The sequence below is a fragment of the Burkholderia sp. BCC1977 genome (genome assembly GCF_905339595.1).
GTDB lineage: Bacteria > Pseudomonadota > Gammaproteobacteria > Burkholderiales > Burkholderiaceae > Burkholderia.
In genome coordinates, this window is the sequence record NZ_CAJPGQ010000044.1 from 17,653 (window position 1) to 37,762 (window position 20,110).

Genomic DNA, 20,110 nt, shown 5'->3' on the forward strand with positions numbered 1-20,110 from the left:
CCGCACGCAACCGGGGGTTGCGTGCGGTGTGGTCACGGCCGGACTCCGGAGCGCGGCGGGCGTTATGCGTATTCCGACATCGGCACGCACGAGCAGAACAGGTTGCGGTCGCCGTAGGCGTTGTCCGCACGGCCGACCGGCGGCCAGTACTTGTTCGTGCCGAGCGATGCGACCGGGTACGCCGCCTGCTCGCGCGAGTACGCGTGCGGCCATTCGTTCGCGGTGACGACGGCCGCCGTGTGCGGCGCGTGGCGCAGCGGGTTGTCCTCGCGGTCGGCGCGGCCTTCCTCGACCGCACGGATTTCCTCGCGGATCGCGATCATCGCGGCGATGAAGCGGTCGAGTTCTTCCTGCGATTCCGACTCGGTCGGCTCGACCATCAGCGTGCCCGGCACCGGGAAGCTCATCGTCGGCGCGTGGAAGCCGTAGTCCATCAGGCGCTTCGCGACGTCGTCGACGCTGATGCCGCTCGTTTCCTTGAGCGGACGCAGGTCGAGAATGCACTCGTGCGCGACCAGCCCGCCCGGGCCCGAATACAGCACCGGATAGTGCGGCGCGAGGCGCTTCGCGATGTAGTTCGCGTTGAGGATCGCGGTTTCGGTGGCGGCGGTCAGGTTCTTCGCGCCCATCATCGCGATGTACATCCACGAGATCGGCAGGATCGACGCCGAGCCGTACGGCGCGGCCGACACCGCGCCGATGCCGTCTTCCGCACGCGCGTAGCCGGTCGAACGCTGGTTCGGCAGGAACTTCGCGAGGTGCGCGCCGACCGCGACCGGGCCGACGCCCGGGCCGCCGCCGCCGTGCGGGATGCAGAAGGTCTTGTGCAGGTTCAGGTGCGACACGTCGCCGCCGAACTGGCCCGGCGCGGTCAGGCCGACCATCGCGTTCATGTTCGCGCCGTCGACGTACACCTGGCCGCCGTGCGCATGCACGATCTCGCAGATCTCGCGGACGTTCTGCTCGAACACGCCGTGCGTCGACGGATACGTGATCATGATCGCCGCGAGGTCGTTCGCATGCTCGTCGGCCTTCGCCTTCAGATCGGCGATGTCGACGTTGCCCTGCGCGTCGCATGCGACGACCACGACCTTCATGCCGGCCATGTGCGCGGACGCCGGGTTCGTGCCGTGCGCGGAGGCCGGGATCAGGCATACGTCGCGATGCGCTTCGCCGCGCGATGCGTGGTAAGCGTGGATGATCAGCAGGCCCGCGTACTCGCCCTGCGAGCCGGCGTTCGGCTGCAGCGACACGGCCGCGTAGCCGGTGGCCGCGACGAGCATCTGCTCGAGCTGGTCGATCATCTCGCGGTAGCCGACGGTCTGCTCGGCCGGCGCGAACGGGTGGATCTGGCCGAATTCGGGCCACGTGACCGGCAGCATTTCCGACGTCGCGTTCAGCTTCATCGTGCACGAGCCGAGCGGGATCATCGAGCGGTCGAGCGCGAGATCCTTGTCCGACAGGCTGCGCAGGTAGCGCAGCATTTCGGTTTCGGAATGGTGGCGGTTGAACACGTGGTGCGTCAGGTACGCGCTCGTGCGCTCGAGGCCGGCCGGCAGTGCGGCGACGCCGCCGAGGCCCGCGTCCAGCGCGTCCACGGCCGGCGCGGTGCCGCCCGCGGCCTGCGCGAACACGGCGAGGAGATCGGCGAGGTCGTCGCGGGTCGTCGTTTCGTCGACCGACACGCCGACTTGCGTGTCGTTCACGCGGCGCAGGTTGATGCGCCGGGCCTTCGCGAATGCATGGACCTGCGCGGTGCGCGTGCCGGTGTCGATCGTCAGCGTGTCGAAGAACGTGTCGTTGACGGTCGTGAAACCGAGCTGCTTCACGCCGGCGGCGAGCAGCGCCGCGATGCGGTTCACGCGCAGCGCAATCGTCTTCAGGCCGTGCGGGCCGTGGTAGACCGCGTACATGCTCGCCATGATCGCGAGCAGCGCCTGCGCGGTACATACGTTCGACGTCGCCTTCTCGCGGCGGATGTGCTGTTCGCGCGTCTGCAGCGCGAGGCGCAGCGCGGGCTTGCCCTGCGCGTCGACGGTCACGCCGACCAGGCGGCCCGGCATCTGGCGCTTGAATTCGTCACGCACCGCGAGATACGCGGCGTGCGGGCCGCCGAAGCCCATCGGCACGCCGAAGCGCTGCGTGTTGCCGACCGCGACGTCCGCGCCCCATTCGCCGGGCGGCGTCAGCACGGTCAGTGCGAGCAGATCGGCCGCGACGACGACATGGCCGCCGGCTGCGTGGATCGCTTCGGTGAGCGCGCGGTAGTCGCGCACGTCGCCGTATACACCCGGGTACTGGAGCAGCACACCGAACGCGTTGGCCTGCGCGGCATCGGCCGCCGGGCCCGTCTTGACTTCGATGCCGATCGGCAGCGCGCGCGTGCGGATCACTTCGAGCGTCTGCGGCAGCACGTCGTCGGCCACGTAGAACACGTTCGACGTCGGCTTGCCGGTGCGCTGCAGCAGCGTCATCGCTTCGGCCGCAGCCGTTGCTTCGTCCAGCAGCGATGCGTTCGAGATCGCGAGGCCCGTGAGGTCGGCGACCATCTGCTGGAAGTTCAGGAGCGCCTCGAGGCGACCCTGGGAAATTTCGGGCTGGTACGGCGTGTAGGCCGTGTACCACGCCGGGTTTTCGAGCACGTTGCGCAGGATCACGGCCGGCGTGTGCGAGTCGTAATAACCCTGGCCGATATACGAGCGGAACACCTGGTTCTTGTCCGCGAGGGCACGCAGCGCGGCGAGGGCTTCGGCCTCGCTCTTCGGTTGCGCGAACGGGCCGAGCGGCAGCGTTTCGGCGCGGCGGATCGGGGCCGGGATCACGGCGTCGATCAGGGCGGCGCGCGACGCGAAGCCGAGCGTGTCGAGCATGGCCTGCTGGCTGGCGGCATCGGGGCCGATGTGGCGTTCTGCGAACGCGTCGTGCGTTTCGAGCGCGGCGAGCGAGAGGGGCGTGCGGTTCATCAGGCGGTCCGGGTGTTCGAGCTTCATGGCGTGACTCTGGTCCCGCGCGGGGCCGGCTGGCCGGCCCCGCGCGGTTCGGGTAGGGAAAATTAGTCGATCAGCTTGCTGTAGGCGTCAGCGTCGATCAGCTTGTCGGTCGAGGCGCCGGCCGCGAGCTTGATCTTGAAGAGCCACACGCCGTATGCGTCGCTGTTCACTTCTTCCGGCGAGTCGGCGGCTTCTTCGTTGATGGCGACGACTTCGCCGGACACCGGCGAGTAGATGTCGGATGCCGCCTTCACCGATTCGACGACGCCGACGGCGTCACCCGCGTTCACCGACTTGCCGACTTGCGGCAGTTCGAGGAAGACGATGTCGCCGAGCGTGCTCTGCGCGTGATCGGTGATGCCGACCGTCAGCGTGCCGTCGGCTTCGGTGCGGATCCACTCGTGTTCGTCGGTGTACTTCAGATCGGCCGGGACGTTGCTCATCGGATGCTCCTGGATAAAAGGTGTGTTCGTTATGCTGGCGCGCCGCCGAGGCGCGCCGGATGTGGTTGCGCCGGGCGCCATTTCCCGGCTTCCCGGGAGGCGGCCTCCCGGTCGCTTCTCGGTCTCGTTACGCAGCGAGGACCTTGCCGTTGCGCACGAACGGCAGTTTTACCACGCGCGCGGGAAGTTGCTTGTCTCGAATCTGCACATGGATCGTGTCGCCGACCTGGACGGCCGCCGGCACGCGCGCGAACGCGATCGATTCCTGCATCGACGGCGAGAACGTGCCGCTCGTGATCTCGCCCTCGCCGTGCGGCGTGACGACCTTCTGGTGCGCGCGCAGCACGCCGCCCGCCTTGCCGTTTTCCTTCAGCAGGATCAGGCCGACGAACGCGGCGCGCGTGCCGTCGCGCTCGAGCGCGGCGCGGCCGACGAACTCGCGCGGCGCCGACAGGTCGACCGTCCATGCGAGGCCCGCGTCGAGCGGGGACACGTTGTCGTCCATGTCCTGGCCGTACAGGTTCATGCCGGCCTCGAGGCGCAGCGTGTCGCGCGCGCCGAGCCCGCACGGGCGCACGCCGTTTTGCTGCAGCGCGGTCCACAGCGCTTCGACGTGCACGGCCGGGACGATCACTTCGAAACCGTCTTCGCCGGTGTAGCCGGTGCGCGCGACGGTGAGATCGCCGAACGGCGTGCCGGCGACCTGCGCGGCGTTGAACGGCTTCAGTTCGCTGGTCGCGGCGCGCGCGGCCGGCACCGTCGTCCAGACCTTTTCACGGGCGTTCGGGCCCTGAACGGCGACGATCGCGAAATCGCGGCGCGGCGCGATGGTCAGGCCGTAGCCGCCTTGTTCGTTGAGCTGGTTGAACCACGCGATGTCCTTCTCGGCCGTGCCGGCGTTGACGACGACGCGGAAGAAGTCTTCGGTGAAGTAATAGACGATCAGGTCGTCGATGACGCCGCCCTGCGGGTTGAGCAGGCACGAGTAGAGCGCCTTGCCGGGGGTCTTGAGCTTGCCGACGTTGTTCGCGATCGCGTGTTCGAAGAACGCGCGCACGCGGCTGCCGGTGAAATCGACGACGCACATGTGCGACACGTCGAACATGCCGGCGTCGGTGCGCACGGCTTCGTGTTCTTCGATCTGCGAGCCGTAGTTGACGGGCATGTCCCAGCCGCCGAAGTCGACCATGCGGGCATTGAGCGCGCGGTGCGCGGCGTTGAGCGGGGTTTGATTCAGTGCAGTCATCGAGGCCTCAGGCAAGGCGCTTGCGCGCGGGTCAGAACGGCCATGTGCCGATCGTCGCGGCCTTGGGGCCTGCGAAGCGATCCGGTACATGCCCCTCTGTCCTCGATACCTGAGAGATTGCGCCGCGGCGACAAGCCGGCGAACGCGCGCCCCTTCGGTGGGCAGCCTGCCCGCGCTGCAATCGCGCAGCGGGCTACTGCCGCTCTCCAGAGTGCGGGGAGTGCGGCCCGCGCAATGCGCGGACGGGATTCCCCGACGCGGTCGGTCCTTTTGCCTGAGAGTTTGCGGGTGTGCCCCTTCGGCGGCGCGACCGGCGTTGCTAGCTACGCGGTCACACGCTCTCCCGACGCGTGCGGGCGACTGTACGCGAGCGGGTGGGCATTGTCAATTTGAGCAAAAGGATGTCGCTTCGCGACAAGCGGCGGCATGGCGCGCCGCCGCTTTTGCCGGCCCCGGCATGGCCGGTATTACTCGCCGATCGCGCGCGCGGCCGTGTCGAGTTCCTGGTTCAGCACGCGCTGCTCGTCGCCGGACAGGCCGCCGTTGTGCTGCGCCGACATGTCGTTCGCTTCCTGGCGGATCACGTCGAGGCGGTGGTGCAGCTGCGCGCCGTACGGCGGCGGGTAGTAGCCGCCGTTGACGCGCGCGTCGACCCGGCGGTGCAGGTTGTCGATCCGGCCCTGGACCTCCTGCAGGCGATCGTTCGCGACGACCTGCGGATTCGGCCGCGGCGGGGGCGGGGGCGCCTGTCGGGCCGGCCGCTGCGGCTGCACGATACAGGCCGCGAGCGAGGAAACCAGGACGCAGCATGCCGCTGCGCGAATCAACCGTTGCATCACATTCTCCTGACGGTTTGGTGTCGGATCGACTTTATGAGAAACGCGTCAGACCGGACGACCGCTGACTTTCGTTCCCGCACCATTTGTAACGGAATGTTCGGGAGCGTGCCGCGGTGGCGGCTGACGCATGGCCGCGGCCGGGGAACGGTGCGGCACGGGATGGCGGCCGCGGCCGGATCGGCACCGACCCGGCCGCGGCCGTCAGACGGGGCGGCGCACGAACGGTACGCGGCGGCCTTCGTGCTCGCTCTGCGCGGCGAGCTCGATGATCGTCATCACGTCGACGGCGTCCTGCGGCGTGACCGGGAACGGCGCGCCGTCGTGGACCGACGCGGCGAGCGCGCGGTAGAACTCCGCGTACTGGCCGTCGAGCGTCGGCACCGGCCGCTCGACCTCGACCTCGCCGTCGAGCACGCGCAGCACGCCGGGCGGGTTGCCGCCGCCGAACTCGACGTCGTCCGCCGTGAGGCCGGCCTTCAACTGGTCTTCCTGCGTGTCGAGCCCGAACTTCTGGTAGCTGCCGCGCGTGCCGTGCAGCGTGAAGCGCGCGGGCTCGATCGCCGACAGCGCGCTCGCGTGCAGCGCGACGTCCTTGTCCGGATAGCCGAGCAGCAGGTGCACGAAATCGGGCGCCGTGCCGTTGTCGCGGCGCGTCTTGACCGTGGCGCCGACCGTTTCCGGCAGCCCAAACAGCGCGAGCGCCTGGTCGATCAGGTGCGGGCCGAGGTCGAGCAGCAGGCCGCCGCCGCGTGCGGGCTCCTCGCGCCAGCGCGTGCGCGGGGTCGGCCGGAAGCGGTCGAAGTGCGACGCGAAATAGGTGAGCCGGCCGAGTTCGCCGGATTCGACTATGCGGCGCACGGTGAGGAAGTCGCCGTCCCAGCGGCGGTTGTGGAACGGCGCGAACAGGCGGCTGCGCGCGTTCGCGAGCCGCGCCAGCGCGAGCGCTTCGTCGGCGGTGAGCGTGACGGGCTTGTCGACGACCACGTGGCGGCCGGCTTCGAGCACCTGGCGCGCGAGCGTGAAGTGCGTGTCGTTCGGCGTGGCGATCACCACGCAGTCGATGTCGTCGAGGCCGAGCATCGTATCGAGATCGGGGACGATGCGTGCGCCCGGATACGCGGCGCGCGCACGATCGGGCTGCCCCGTCGCGATCGCGGCGACCTCGGTGCGGCCGCTCGTGGCGATCACGGGCGCGTGGAACGTCGCGCCGGCGAAACCGAAACCCATCAAACCAATCCTGAGCAATGACGACATGGCAATCCTTGGCTGCGTACGAAACGAAAGGATGGCGCGCCGCGAAGGCGCGCGGACGACCGGCTATTCTGGCATGGCGCGGCGGCATGCACCGGCGCGTTCGGCACGACGCGCGGCACGATGCGGCGCATGCACGGCCGCAGCCGGCATTTGGCGCGGGACGGGCAGGCGCTGCGCTCGGCGGGCGGGGCGGCCGGCGCTGCGGGGCGCGGGCCGGGCGCTTGCCGCCGCGACGGTCGCCCATTGTGACCGATCGGGCCGTGGATGGGGCCGGATTGGCCGTCCGGACAAGGAAGCGAGGGCCGGATCAAGCACCGAACAGGGAGACGAAAACGACAGCCTGCCGGCTCGGCCCCGTCCGGCGGCGCTCCCGAAAAGCGCGTCGCCGACGTGTTAACATGCGCGTCCTGCCCCGCGTGTCCGCCTGCATTCCAGGCCTGCCGTGCGCGGCATCCTCCCGGCGTTCGCCGTCAACCGCAACATCATCCGCCATCATGTCCGCAGGCCTCAACCCCGCTCAGAACGAAGCGGTGCGCTACCTCGACGGTCCCTGCCTCGTGCTCGCCGGCGCGGGCAGCGGCAAGACCCGCGTGATCACGCAGAAGATCGCGCACCTGATCGAAGCGAAAGGCTTCGAGCCGCGCCACATCGCGGCCGTCACGTTCACGAACAAGGCCGCCGCCGAAATGCGCGAGCGCGTGTCGAAGCTGCTGGAGGGCAAGACGCTCACCACGCCCGGCAAGGAAGGCCGCAAGGTGCCCGTCAACCAGCTCACCGTGTGTACGTTCCACTCGCTCGGCGTGCAGATCCTGCGCCAGGAGGCCGAGCACGTCGGCCTGAAGCCGCAGTTCTCGATCATGGATTCGGACGACTGCTTCGGGATGATCCAGGAGCAGATCGGCACCACCGACAAGGGCCTGATCCGCAAGATCCAGAGCACGATCTCGCTGTGGAAGAACGGCCTGATCATGCCCGACGAGGCGATGACGATCGCGGCCAACGAGGACGAGCACCAGGCGGCGCTGGTCTATCGCAACTACGTCGCGACGCTGCATGCGTACCAGGCGGTCGACTTCGACGACCTGATCCGCCTGCCGGCCGAGCTGTTCGAGAAGAACGAGCAGGTGCGCGACCGCTGGCAGAACAAGCTGCGCTATCTGCTGATCGACGAATACCAGGACACCAACGCGTGCCAGTACGAGCTGCTGAAGCTGCTCGCCGGCCCGCGCGCCGCGTTCACGGCGGTGGGCGACGACGACCAGGCGATCTACGGCTGGCGCGGCGCGACGCTCGAGAACCTCGCGCAGCTCGGCAAGGATTTCCCGAAGCTGCACCTGGTCAAGCTCGAGCAGAACTACCGGTCGACGGTGCGGATCCTGACCGCCGCGAACAACGTGATCGCGAACAACCCGAAGCTGTTCGAGAAGAAGCTGTGGTCCGAGCACGGGATGGGCGACTCGATCACCGTCACGCCGTGCAATGACGAGGAACATGAAGCCGAATCGGTCGTGTTCCGGTTGTCCGCGCACAAGTTCGAGCGGCGCGCGCAGTTCCGCGACTACGCGATCCTCTATCGCGGCAACTTCCAGGCGCGGATCTTCGAGCAGGTGCTGCGGCGCGAGCGGATCCCGTACGTGCTGTCGGGCGGCCAGTCGTTCTTCGACAAGGCCGAGATCAAGGATCTGTGCGCATACCTGCGCCTGATCGCGAACGCCGACGACGATCCCGCGTTCATCCGCGCGGTCACCACGCCGCGCCGCGGGATCGGCAACACGACCCTCGAGGCGCTCGGCTCGTTCGCCGGCCAGGCGAAGGTGTCGCTGTTCGAGGCCGTGTACATGGGCGGGATCGAGGCGCGGCTGTCCGCGCGGCAGGTCGAGCCGCTGCGGATGTTCTGCGACTTCATCCAGCGCCTGACCGATCGCGCGGACAAGGAGCCCGCGACCGTCGTGCTCGACGACATGATGGAGGCCATCCACTACGAGGCCTACCTGTACGACGCGTTCGACGAGCGGCAGGCGCAGTCGAAGTGGCAGAACGTGCTCGAATTCCTCGAATGGCTGAAGCGCAAGGGCACCAAGCCCGAGACGGAAGCCGTCGATGGCGAGGCCGAAGGCTTCCACAACGCGGACGGGCTCGCGGACACCGGCAAGAACCTGCTGGGCCTGATCCAGACCGTCGCGCTGATGTCGATGCTCGAAGGCAAGGACGAGGATCCGGACGCCGTGCGGCTGTCGACCGTCCATGCGTCGAAGGGGCTCGAGTATCCGCACGTGTTCCTGGTCGGCGTCGAGGAGGGCATCATGCCGCACCGCGGCGGCAGCGAGGACGACGGCCCGATCGACAGCGAGCGGATCGAGGAGGAGCGCCGGCTGATGTACGTCGCGATCACGCGTGCGCAGCGCAGCCTGCACCTGAACTGGTGCAAGAAGCGCAAGCGGGCGCGCGAGACGGTCGTGTGCGAGCCGTCGCGCTTCATTCCCGAGATGGGGCTCGACGAAGCGCCGCCGCCGACGCCGGAGGAAGCGCCGATGACGCCGAAGGACCGGCTCGCGAGCCTGAAGGCGTTGCTGCAGAAGTGATGCGGCGCGTTGCGGCGTGCTGATGCCCGGGCGATCCGGATAAACAAAACCCCCGCGATGCGCGTGCACCGCGGGGGTTTTTTCCGGCCGGCAGGCGTTACTTCGACGCGTTGACCATGTAGTCGACGGCCGCCTTCACGTCGGCGTCGGACGCGGTTGCCCCGCCCTTCGGCGGCATCGCGCCCTTGCCGTGCAGCGCGTAGTTGTAGACGGTATCCATCGAGTCCTTCAGGCGCGGCGCCCAGTCGTCCTTGTTGCCGAACTTCGGCGCGCCGAGCACGCCGGCCGCGTGACACGCCTGGCAGACCTGCGTGTACAGCGCCTTGCCGGCGGAGGCGGCGTCGGCGCTGGTCGGCGCGGCCGCGGGCTTTTCGCCGGCCTTCGGAATCGCGGCGATCGCGGCCATTGCGGCGGCGGCCTGCGCGTTCGATGCATCGGCGCCCGAAGCGCCTGCCGCACCCGCCGCGCCGTTCGCCGCCGGCGCCGCATTGGCGGCCGGGGCAGCCGGTTCGGGGAAGTTCGCGCCGTCGTTGTTCGCCATGTAGACGATCGTGCGCGCGATTTCATAGTCGCTGACGTCGTCGGGGCTCGTGCCGCCGCGCGGCGGCATCGCGCCCTTGCCCGCCAGCGCCGTCTTCAGCAGCGTGTCGAAGCCCTGCGAGATGCGCGGCGCCCAGTCGTCCTTGTTGCCGAACTTCGGCGCGCCGGCGGCGCCCGTGCCGTGACAGGTCACGCACACGGCCTTGTAGACTTCCTCGCCGGTCTTGTACGTGCGGGGCGCATTCGCGTCCTTCACGTCGACCTTCGCGAGCGGTGCGATCCGCGCGGCGACCTGTTCGTCGGATAGCGCGTCCGTGCCTGCGCCTGACCGGAACGCATGGTTGGCATAGGTGGCAAACAGGACGATCAGGGCGATCGGAATCGCGAATGATGCGATGACGACAGCAATCAGCTGCCCGGGGGTTTTGACGGGAGATTCGTGGGGTGCTTCGCTCATGCTTGCCTCGTCTCCGTGAATAGGAATTGTGAGCGCGGTGCAACGGCAAAATGGCAGTCCAATGAAGCACGGACGATTATAGACGGAACGTTTACATCACGGCGAGCGGCGCGAAGGCGCGTGTTTACCCGCACGAATGGGGGCCTGACGGGGTTTCGGCGGGCAAGGTGGACGCGTCATGGGAAACCGGGTATCCTTGCCGTCTTGCCAATGGTGGGCGGCCGGTTTATTGGGGTCGTTTCACTGTCGTCACTGTCATATGCGCCCGTAGCTCAATGGATAGAGTACTGCCCTCCGAAGGCAGGGGTTGCTGGTTCGATCCCAGCCGGGCGCGCCATCTGGTTTTCCTCAAAAGTCCCCTGAAGTCCTGAAAAGCCGCGCCGGATAAGGCGTTGCGGGATATTTGCGTCCGCGGAAAGCCGGTGAGTTCCTGCGAATCCGGCGTTTGCATGTCCCAGATTTTGTACCCAAAAATGGTTGTGCCGAGGTTTTGCCTTTTTGGGGTGCAAAATCATCGGGCAACTCACTGATTTAAAAGTAAAAAACGCGGAGCACTGCGCGAAGAAATACTTACTGCCTGATGGCAATGGGTTGTACCTGCGCGGCCGACTCGCAAGGTCTGGGCGTATCGCTACATGCGGGATGGGTAAAACATTGAGCTGTCGCTCGGGCGTTATCCGATCGTGTCGCTGGCGGCGGCGCGCCGGAGGCGGCCCCGCGATGCCGGCCGCGCGATGCCGGCCGGTACGCGGGGCGCGGATTCCGCGCTCGCGCTCATTTGAATGCCGTTCGCCGCCATGCGGACGGCTGCCTGCCCGATGAACCTCTTCTCGTGCCTGACCAAGGCCGACCTCACCGTGGAAACGTGCGCCGACGCGTGCCTGCGCTTCGACGCGACCGACCGGGACCAGCAACGGGTCGTGCAAGCGCTGGCGATGCCGATGCTTGCGCGACGCCTGACGTGGCTGCGGCTCGTGCTCGGGCAAGTTTGGACAGCGCTGCCATGCGCTGGACGATCGAGCGGGTCGAGGGCGCGTTCGCGAGCGAGCGGCTCGGACTCGACGGCGAACGCGTGGCCGTCGCCGGAGCGCGGCGCCGGCGGCGTCCTGACGGATCGCCTTGAGCAGGCCCTATGCCGTCACCGCATCCGCGTGCGTGTGCGCCGCATCCCCGTTACCCGCCTCGACGATCAGCGTCCAGTCGAACGCCGGCAGCGCGCATAGCTGCTCGACGGTGGCCGCGTATTCGTGCGCGGCCGCACCGAGGTAGCGCACCTTGTCGGTCCACTCGGGCAACGGCGCCTGCGACGTGGTCACCACGACCGCCAGCAGATCCTGCTCCGGCCGCATTGCGATTTCGTGCAGGCTCAGCCGGACCTTGTCGAGATCGCCGTAGGCGTCGAGGATCAGCACGCCGGGAATTGGCGCATCCGACCGGCCGGGCTGGCCGCCGCTCACGCCCTTGTCGATGCACTGCTGATACACGTGGCGATAGCGCGGCAACGCCTGCTGCAGCGCGTGATGCTTGCGGACCTTCGCCTGCGCGGTGCGCGCGATCCCGCGGCGCAGCGCCGGATTGGCGATCAGCCTGTCGAGCGCGTCGACCCATGCCTGCGGCTCGTCCGCGACCAGCAGGCCGTCACAGCCGTCGTTCAGCGCGAAGCGGTAGGCGGGCCGGTCGCTGACGAGCGTGACGACGCCGGCTGCCGCGTATTCCTGCCATTGGAGCGTGCTCGCGCCGGCGTTGTAATCGTCGTCGGCGAGCGGCACCAGCGCGATGTCCCAGCGCCGCTCCGGCAGGCGTTGCGCGTGCGCGTCGTAGTCGTGAGGCGCCGGCTCGAACCCGGCGGCCGGGTGGCCGGCCCAGCCCGGCGGGATGCCCGCGCCGACGAAACTCATCTTGACCTTGCCGGGATGGCGCGCGCAGATTGCCTGCAGCGCCGCATCGACGAGCGCGAAGTTGTCGCCGCGCAGCGCCGCGTCGGCGATGCCGATCGTCACGCAGTCGTCGCCGCGCGCCGTCACGGGGCGGTAGAACCGGGCGAAGTCCACGCTGTCGGGCAGCACGTGAACGATCGGGTGCGACAGCCGGTAGCGGCTGGCGACGAACGGCGTCGACACGATCACGGCGTCCGCGTTGCGCAGCACGAGCTCGATCCCCGCGCGGGCCATCGCGCCTTGCGCGGCGAGCGGATGCGCGGCCGGCAGGTCGGTGAGCAGGTCGTCGGTCTCGTAGATCACCGGCTTTTGATGCTTGAAGATCGTATAGAGGTCGTCACCCGTCAGCATGCCGGGCGTCAGCCGGTGCACCAGGATGGCGTCGGCCGTGGCCAGCGCGCTGCTGTCGATCCGGCCGTCCCGGATGCCCGGGACGAGCTCCCACTCGTCGCTCAGCCGGCCGAACGGCAGCATGAGGCGAACCTGCGTCGACGCGCACGCCTCCGGCTCGATCGAGTACACGATCAAGCGCTTCCGATGCGGCACGGCGTCCGCGGTCGCGGCGACGGGCGCCAGCGTCCGGTTCTCCGCCAGCAGCCGCGCGTACAGCGCGCCGTGACGCGCCGCGTTGCGGCCGACGTCGTGCTGCGCACGGATCGCCTCCTGCGCGGCCGTGGCGAGTTGCGCGCGGGTTTGCGGATGCTCGACCAGGTGCGCGATCGCGTCGACCCATGCGTCGGCGGCGTCGGCGACCAGCCAGCCCGTGCGGCCATGGACGACCGCGCCGCCTTGCGCCGGCGCGGCGACGAGCACGGTGGCCGCGCCGGCCGCCGAGCATTCGAGCCACGTGCGCGGCGGCGCGTCGTCGCGCAGCGTGACCGGCGACGCGACCAGCGCGATGTCGAGGTCCGCGCGCTTCAGTGCGTCGGCGAAGCTGTCGTAAGGAGCGGTCTCCGCGATCAGCGTGACGTCCGGTTCGAGGTCCCAGCCGGCCGGCAGCGCCGCTCCGATGAATGACACCCGGATCTTCCCCGGATAACGGCGACGGAGCTCGGCCAGCGCCCCGCGAACTTGCTCGAGACGGCCGCCGTCGAGCCCGGCGCCGGAAACCGCGAGGTTCACGTGGTCGCGCTCGCCGGGCGCCGCGCGGTGCAGCCGTTCGAGGTCGACGTCGGTCGGCAGCACGTGGACCGATGCGTTGACTTGCCGGTACTGCCGCGCCAGCGCTTCCGACGGCACGACGAGCGCGTGCGCGCGCTGCACGGCGTAGCGGATGCCCGCCTTGCGGCGCGCATTGTCGGCCGCGCCCGGCGCGTCGGCGAGCAGCGTTTCGAGCGGCGTGTCGATCTCGTAGACGACCGGCTTGCCGAGCGAGAACAGGTGTTCCAGCGTGGCGGCGGACAGCAGACCCGGCGTGTCGCCCTGCAGCACGATCAGGTCCGAGCGCTGCAGTGCGTCCGGATCGATGCCGGCGCTCGTGACGGGGAAGGTCAGTGCCCAGTCGCGCGCCAGCCGCGCGAACGGCTGCACGAAACGCAGGCTGGCGCGCGCCTGGTCGGCCGGCTCGGCAGTGACGACCGAGATGTGCGTGCGCGGCGCGGACGCGGGCTGGCCTCTCGCGCCGGAGTCCGTCGCGACGGACTCCGCATCCAGCTTGTCCGCGTGGGCCTGGGTCCGGTCGACGAAGTGCCGCAACTGCTGCCAGAACGTCTCCTCGTCCTTCAGGTAGACGCCGCGCGCTTCGTGAACGGTGGCCTTCGCGTGGGCGATCTCCTGTTCGTCGAGCCCCCATGCGATGCCCTTGCCGTCCATCACCCACCGGGTCGCTTCCGGCAGCGATGCATCATTCATGATGCACACGACCGGGCAGCCGCACAGCAGCGCCTCGAACGCGGCGGTCGACCATTCGTACATGTACACGCACTCGACCTGGCGGAACAGCGCCGCGAGTTCGCGCGCCGAGCGTTCCGGCACGCGGTTCGAGATCTCGATCGACTCGGCGGTGACCGGATGCAGGCTGCCGCCGCGCCGCAGGTGGCGATTGATGAAGACGGCCGTGCCGTTGCGGCGCGCATCGTCGACGCCGTCACTGTTGAAGATGCGCGTGTCGACCAGCGGCATGCGCAACGGGTCCGCCTGCCATCCTTCCGGCACCAGCGTCGGCCCGAACGTGAAGACGAGGTCGTTCGGCTGCAGTTCGATCGGTTTGCCATGGATGCGACCGGGCTCGGCCAGGAGGTAGCGCACGACGCAGCGCGCGTTGAACGGATTGTCGGTGACGACTTCCGGGTAGACGACGATCGGGCTGCGATTCGCGCGGGCGTGCGCCTTCACGACGTCGTCGGTCAGCGGCGGCGTGCGCAGTTCCGGACTCACGACCGGCGTGCAGATATACGCTTCGTGGCCGAGCAGGTTCAGCACGTGGCACAGGTAGTGCATCGCGCGGATCCCGCCGGAGGTCTGCCGGTAATTCGGCGCGAAGATGTAGTACGGGTGGTCGAGGCGCGCAAAGACGCGCGACTCGCTGTGCGTCGGGCCAGGTGTCGGAATTGTCATCGTTATCGCGTGCGGTAGAAATTGAAGACCACGTCGAGGATGCGGTCCTGTTCGGCTTCCGTCATGTCGTGGTACAGCGGCAGCCGGACGAGCCGGTCGGCGACGCGCTCCGTCACCGGCAGCTCGGACCCGCAACGCCCGTAGCGCTGGCCGGCCGGCGAACTGTGCAGCGGCACGTAATGGAACACGGCGTTCACGCCCACTGCGCGGATCTGCTGCAGCAGCTCGCTCCGCTCGGCGAGGTTGCGCGCGAGGAAATAGAACATGTGGCCGTTGCCGTGCTCGGCGAGCGAAATCGCGGGCAGCTCGATCAGCCCGTCGGCGTGCAGCGGCTGCAGCGCGTCCTGGTAGCGCTGCACGGTCGCGCGCCGCTGCGCGGTGATCACGTCCGCGTGCTCGAACTGCGCGTACAGGAACGCCGCGATCAGCTCGCCCGGCAGGAACGACGAACCGACGTCGACCCACGTGTACTTGTCGACCTGCCCGCGGAAGAACTGGCTGCGGTTGGTGCCCTTCTCGCGAATGATCTCCGCGCGCTCGACGAGGCGCGGGTCGTTGACCAGCAGCGCGCCGCCTTCGCCGGAAATCACGTTCTTGGTCTCGTGGAAGCTGAGGCACGCGAGGTGCCCGAGGCTGCCGAGCGGCTTGCCGTTCCACGTCGACTGGAGCGCCTGCGCGGCGTCCTCGATCACCCACAGCCCGTGGTCCGCCGCGAGCTGCCCGATCACGTCCATGTCGCACGCGACGCCCGCGTAGTGCACCGGCACGATCGCGCGCGTGCGCTCGGTGATCGCGGCGGCGACGAGCGTCTCGTCGAGGTTCAGCGTGTCGCGGCGAATGTCGACGAACACCGGCGTCGCGCCGCGCAGCACGAACGCGTTCGCGGTCGACACGAACGTGTAGGACGGCATGATCACTTCGTCGCCGGGCTGCACGTCGGCGAGGATCGCGGCCATTTCCAGCGCGGCCGTGCACGAATGCGTGAGCAGCGCGCGCCGGCAGCCGATGCGCGCTTCCAGCCAGCGGTGGCAGAGCTTCGTGAACGCCTGGTCGCCGGCGAGGCCGCCCTGCTCGACCGCTTTCGCGATGTAGTAGAGCTCCTTGCCGACCACGAACGGGCGACCGAACGGAATGCTGTCGAGATTGGGTGGGCCGAACATGGTCAGGCTCTGCGGTAAGGGGTGGGACGATCGCCGCGCGACGTCGCTCAGACGTCCTTGCGGACGAGGATCGTGAATTCGTACAGGCCGTAGTCGTGCAGCAGCGCGACGTGGCGCGAATAGCGGCGCTTGCAGCGATCGAACAGTGCGCACGGGTCGGCGTAGTACAGGAGGTCCGGACGCATGAATGGCGGGTCGGAATACGACGTCAGGCAGTTGAACGAGAAGCCTCGGCGGCTCGTCGCGTGCAGCGTGTCGAGCGTCGCGTGGATGTAGTCGAGCCACGCGTCGTCGCCGTGGCCGCGCCGGACGTTGAAGATGCCGGATGCGATCCCGTAGTCCGACGCGGCCTGCGGCGTCGCGCCGACGTGAAACGCGACGTTCGCGTCGGCGCGGTAGCGCTGCCGCGCGACGTCGACCATGTCGGACGAGATGTCGTTGCCCGCATACGTGAAGCCGTCCGGCAGCGCCCGCGCCTTCAGGAAATCGACCAGCGCGCCGTAGCCGCAGCCGATGTCGTTCACCGAGTGGCGGCCGGACGCGGGCAGGATCTTCGTCAGTTGCTCGAAGCGCAGGAACTGACCGGTCTCGCCGTTCCAGTCCACGCCGCGCGCGGTGGCGCCGTGCTCCGCCAGCCGCGCGCTGTAGTACGCGGCCACTTCCTGCAGCAGGCTTGCATGCGGGGATTCGCTCATGTGCATCACCTCACGCTTTCGAGGTCAGCGCGTACCGGCGCGCGTCGGGACCGCAGTTGAACAGCACGTCGAGCACCGTCACGCCGTGGACGAAGTCGCCCCATTGCTGCGGATACTCGGGATAGGCCGGGTAGTCGAACCAGCGCACCGCGACCCCGGCGTCGGCGAACAGGCTCTCGTCCAGGTAGCTGCGCGCGGCCGGGCCCGACAGGTACTCGGTCGCACCCGCCTGCAAGCACAGGTTCAGCAGCTTCCCGGTGCGGTCGCCGTGCAGTTCGTAGTCCGAAGACGACGACACGGGCGTGTCGATCTCCAGCTGCCGGAGGGTCCACGTCAGCATCGCGAGGTTCAGCTCGCTCAGCATGCCGTACGTGCGACCGACATAAAGCGCCTCGAGCTCGTCCGCGTAGCGGTCGAAGTGCGGCGCGCGCGCGTAGTTCTGCTGCAGTCGCTTCCAGTGCAGCGGCGCCCAGTCGGCACCGTCGATTTCCGTTTCGCGGATCGACTGGTGATACTTGCCCTTCACCTTCACCGGCACGCTCAGCCATTGCACGCCCTGCGGCGTCTTGATCTGGTTGCGGTTGCGCCAGTCGCGGCGCGTGTACTGCGCGTCGTCGTAGAGGATGAACTCGTCGCTGGCGGCGATCAGGTCGAAGTAGCCCTTCCACGGGATGTAGTTGGACTGGACGATCGCCACCCGCCTTGCGGCGCGGCTCATGGGCGTGCCGCTCATGCCGGGATGTGGCCGTACCGGTACATGTCGACGAGCTCGGGCGGAATGCCCCAGTCGGTCGCGCCCAGCCTGTCGTGCAGCGCTTCCAGGTCCGCGCGCATCGCGTTCTGGAGCTGTTCGACCATGCGGTTTCTCGCCGGCACGAAATCGTGCTGGTAGGCCGCATTGATCTGATGGCGCACCGTCTTCGCGATCGCGGCCTCGCGCGTCATGTTGCGGATCAGCTTTCGCTCGGGCGCGAGTTCCGCGTAGCGCGGGTCGATCGGCTGGCCGCGCATGGCCGCGACGAGGTCGCGGCACAGCACCGGCGACAGGTGGAAGCCGTCGCGCTTGGTCCCGCCGAGAATCCACAGGTCCCGCACGCTGGATTCGCCGAACAGCGGATACAGGTCGGACGTCGTCGGCCGCCAGCCGACGTTGACGTTGACCAGGTTCGCGCGCGAAAAGCGGGTGTTGATCTGGTCCATCGCGGACTTGAGCAGCGTGTACGCGCTGCCGGCGTGGCCGTGTTCGTGCGGCACCGGGCTGATGTAGTTGCTGGCGCCGACCAGCGTCCGGTCCGGCCCGTACGGCGCCGAATACACACCGCACGCGAGGCCGCGGTTGGTCGTGCGCACGCACTGCGTATGCACGTTCTCCGAGCTCTGCAGCTCGACCGACATGCCGATGCCGTAGAACATCCGCTGCACCGGCAGCTCGGGCAGGCTCGCCTGCAGCACGCGCGTCAGGTTGGCGCCGTTGCTGAGGATGAAGCGGTCCGCGCCGAGCACGCTGCCGTCGGACAGCCGCGCCGCGACGACGCGCCCGCCGGCGGTGTCGAGCCGCTCGACTTCGGCGTCGATGAAGCGCGCGTTGCCGACCTGCGCGACGGACGCCGTCAGCGCATCGAGAAACTGCTTCGGGTTGGCCCAGCCTTCGCGCTTCAGGAAGACCGCCTTCAGCGCGCGATAGCGCGGGTCAGGGTGATAGTTCGGAATGCTTGACGGATCGACCGCCTCGCAGGGTTCCTCGAATTCCAGGCAGAACCGCTGCACGGCCGCGAAGTTCTCGTCGTCGAGCGCGTCGGTCGCCGCGTTGTTGAGCACGAAGGTGCCGAAGCCGTGCGCAACCGCGCGCTCCGGCGTGCAGATCTCGGCGAACACGGCGGGCCAGGCCGCCGTCGCCGCACGGCTCAGCTCGAACTTGAAGCGATCGATCGGCGTGCCGAGCGAGTCGCCTTCCAGCTCGGTAAAGGAGTTGAGCATCGCCGCCGCCGCGCGCGTCGCCGAGCCGGGCCGATGCGCGTGGCCGACGATCACGAGCTCGACGCCCGGGTCGGCCTGCTGCCATGCGCGGGCCGTCATCAGGCCGAGAATGCCGTTGCCGAGGATCGCGATTTTCATTTGCGTGCGCCTCCGCCTTCGGGGAACGACAGGTAGCAGAGCGACGGATACGCCGCCGCCTTGTGGATCTGGTGCGGGCGATTGCCGAGCAGGTCGCGCAGGTAATGGATGCCTTCGGCCGGCAACTGGCCGCCGCGGGTGAGCTGCCAGAACGCAACGATGCCGCCCGGCACCAGCCGCTCCATCACCGCGTCGAACGCATGCCGGGTCGGCTCGATCACGTTCAGGTCGAACCACGCGAGCGCGACCATCTCGCCGGGATGCGCTTCGTCGAATGCCGCCAGCGTGTCGCGGCAGTCGCCTTCCCACACGCGGTGCTTGTCATGCACATGCCCCATCGCGTTGCTGCGCTCGTGCAGGTTCAGCAGCTTGCGCAGCAGGTCGGCGTACTCGCCGGACAGCGAGTACGTGCCGTCGGAGAACAGCTTGCGGTCGCGCGCGTCGTTCTCGGCAAAGCCCGTGTAGCCCGTGAACGTATCGAACGCGTGAATGCGGCGCTGGAAGTTCAGCGGCTCGAGAATTGCACGGAAGTTCTCGCACAGCACGGCGGTTTGCCCGCGCCACGTGCCCATGTCGAGGATCGCGCCCGGCAGCGGCACGATCTGCCGGTACACCTCGAACGTCGCCAGGATGCGCGCGAGGAGCGAGCCGCGCACGAACAGGCCGAGCGATCGTTCCAGTTCCTCGCGCGTCGCAGGATAGGTCTGCATCAGGTCGAACAGTTCGCGGCGCGCCGCGAGCTGATCGCCGTCTGCGTTGGTGATGATCGCTGATTCGTGCATACACAAGGCTCCAGGCACAAAGGGTGAGACCGGACGAACGCGTGAGCGCCGCGGCGACATCGGGATGCGCGGCGGTCCGCACGTCGCAAGTCGGACATCTTTCTACGATCAAGTCTATCGACCCGTCGCCAGGATCGAATGTCGGATTAGCGGCCCATTTCACCCCGCATTTCGATCGATGCACGGGTGTTGGGCGCGGATTTCGAAGGGCTTGCAGTCACGCGAATAACGACCAATTCCGGCACCTGATCGCCGGATTGGAACGTGGTGCGCGCGGAGAGAATTCGGACACGTCGGAGACTGTCCGTGCGCGGCGTCGCACGCCCGGTCTTGCGGAACCGCGACCGGATGACGCGTCGCCGACATGACCGACTCGCCTGCGCCCGTCGACTGGAGAGGATTCAGGCGTGTACCGAACACGGCGCGAACACGGCACGGCCGCTGCGACGCGTCGATCGCGCGCAATTTCCGCCAGCGCGCCCCGCGCGGCTGACGCGTCGGCGCCGCGGCGTTT

General features: G+C 68.5%; 13 protein-coding genes, 1 tRNA gene and 2 riboswitches. Of the genes, 2 read left to right on the forward strand and 12 right to left on the reverse strand.

The window, feature by feature from the left end:
* Window positions 1–62: 62 nt before the first annotated feature.
* The 5 genes from gcvP to U5771_RS28165 form a co-directional block, all read right to left on the reverse strand.
* Window positions 63–2,990 carry an aminomethyl-transferring glycine dehydrogenase gene (gene gcvP / locus U5771_RS28145; protein WP_322027008.1) on the reverse strand — a complete coding sequence of 976 codons (2,928 nt, stop codon included), beginning with the start codon at window positions 2,988–2,990 and terminating at the stop codon, window positions 63–65.
* A gap of 62 nt (window positions 2,991–3,052) precedes the next feature.
* On the reverse strand, window positions 3,053–3,433 hold the full coding sequence (gene gcvH, locus U5771_RS28150; protein ID WP_014895535.1) for a glycine cleavage system protein GcvH: 381 nt from the start codon (window positions 3,431–3,433) through the stop codon (window positions 3,053–3,055).
* 127 nt (window positions 3,434–3,560) lie between these two features.
* Window positions 3,561–4,679: a glycine cleavage system aminomethyltransferase GcvT gene (gcvT, locus tag U5771_RS28155; protein ID WP_322027009.1), complete on the reverse strand. Its 1,119-nt coding sequence runs from the start codon at window positions 4,677–4,679 to the stop codon at window positions 3,561–3,563.
* 86 nt (window positions 4,680–4,765) lie between these two features.
* Window positions 4,766–4,899: riboswitch (glycine riboswitch) on the reverse strand.
* Window positions 4,900–4,930: 31 nt separating this feature from the next.
* Window positions 4,931–5,035, reverse strand: a riboswitch (glycine riboswitch).
* A gap of 111 nt (window positions 5,036–5,146) precedes the next feature.
* Entirely contained in the window at window positions 5,147–5,515 is a 369-nt protein-coding gene (locus U5771_RS28160) for a hypothetical protein (protein ID WP_059465055.1), read from the reverse strand.
* Window positions 5,516–5,719: 204 nt separating this feature from the next.
* Window positions 5,720–6,772 (reverse strand): oxidoreductase, encoded by a 1,053-nt coding sequence (locus tag U5771_RS28165; RefSeq protein WP_322027010.1) that lies wholly within the window; start codon window positions 6,770–6,772, stop codon window positions 5,720–5,722.
* Window positions 6,773–7,266: 494 nt separating this feature from the next.
* Here U5771_RS28165 and U5771_RS28170 point away from each other — a divergent pair, with 494 nt between their 5' ends.
* On the forward strand, window positions 7,267–9,354 hold the full coding sequence (locus U5771_RS28170) for a UvrD-helicase domain-containing protein (protein ID WP_322027011.1): 2,088 nt from the start codon (window positions 7,267–7,269) through the stop codon (window positions 9,352–9,354).
* A gap of 97 nt (window positions 9,355–9,451) precedes the next feature.
* Here the strand turns inward: U5771_RS28170 and U5771_RS28175 are convergent, their stop codons facing one another.
* The gene (locus U5771_RS28175) at window positions 9,452–10,351 is read right to left on the reverse strand and encodes a c-type cytochrome (RefSeq protein WP_322027012.1); all 900 of its coding nucleotides are present in this window, start codon (window positions 10,349–10,351) and stop codon (window positions 9,452–9,454) included.
* Between the two features lie 261 nt (window positions 10,352–10,612).
* Here U5771_RS28175 and U5771_RS28180 point away from each other — a divergent pair.
* Window positions 10,613–10,688: transfer RNA gene (locus tag U5771_RS28180), tRNA-Arg, on the forward strand.
* Between the two features lie 793 nt (window positions 10,689–11,481).
* Here U5771_RS28180 and U5771_RS28185 read toward each other — a convergent pair.
* Genes U5771_RS28185 through U5771_RS28210 form a run of 6 tightly spaced genes read right to left on the reverse strand, consistent with a single transcriptional unit; the run spans window position 11,482 to window position 19,596 of the window.
* Window positions 11,482–14,844: a glycosyltransferase family protein gene (locus U5771_RS28185; RefSeq protein ID WP_322027013.1), complete on the reverse strand. Its 3,363-nt coding sequence runs from the start codon at window positions 14,842–14,844 to the stop codon at window positions 11,482–11,484.
* Window positions 14,845–14,846: 2 nt separating this feature from the next.
* A complete protein-coding gene (gene rffA / locus U5771_RS28190; protein ID WP_322027014.1) occupies window positions 14,847–16,004 on the reverse strand; it encodes a dTDP-4-amino-4,6-dideoxygalactose transaminase in 1,158 nt (385 codons plus the stop codon).
* A 47-nt stretch (window positions 16,005–16,051) separates the two neighbouring features.
* Window positions 16,052–16,699 (reverse strand): class I SAM-dependent methyltransferase, encoded by a 648-nt coding sequence (locus U5771_RS28195; protein WP_322027015.1) that lies wholly within the window; start codon window positions 16,697–16,699, stop codon window positions 16,052–16,054.
* A gap of 10 nt (window positions 16,700–16,709) precedes the next feature.
* Window positions 16,710–17,432, reverse strand: a complete 723-nt coding sequence (locus U5771_RS28200) for a WbqC family protein (protein WP_415859443.1) — start codon at window positions 17,430–17,432, stop codon at window positions 16,710–16,712.
* Entirely contained in the window at window positions 17,429–18,814 is a 1,386-nt protein-coding gene (locus tag U5771_RS28205) for an FAD-dependent oxidoreductase (RefSeq protein WP_322027017.1), read from the reverse strand. Before U5771_RS28205 ends, U5771_RS28200 begins: the two co-directional genes overlap by 4 nt.
* A complete protein-coding gene (locus U5771_RS28210; protein WP_322027018.1) occupies window positions 18,811–19,596 on the reverse strand; it encodes a TylF/MycF/NovP-related O-methyltransferase in 786 nt (261 codons plus the stop codon). Before U5771_RS28210 ends, U5771_RS28205 begins: the two co-directional genes overlap by 4 nt.
* Window positions 19,597–20,110: the final 514 nt, after the last annotated feature.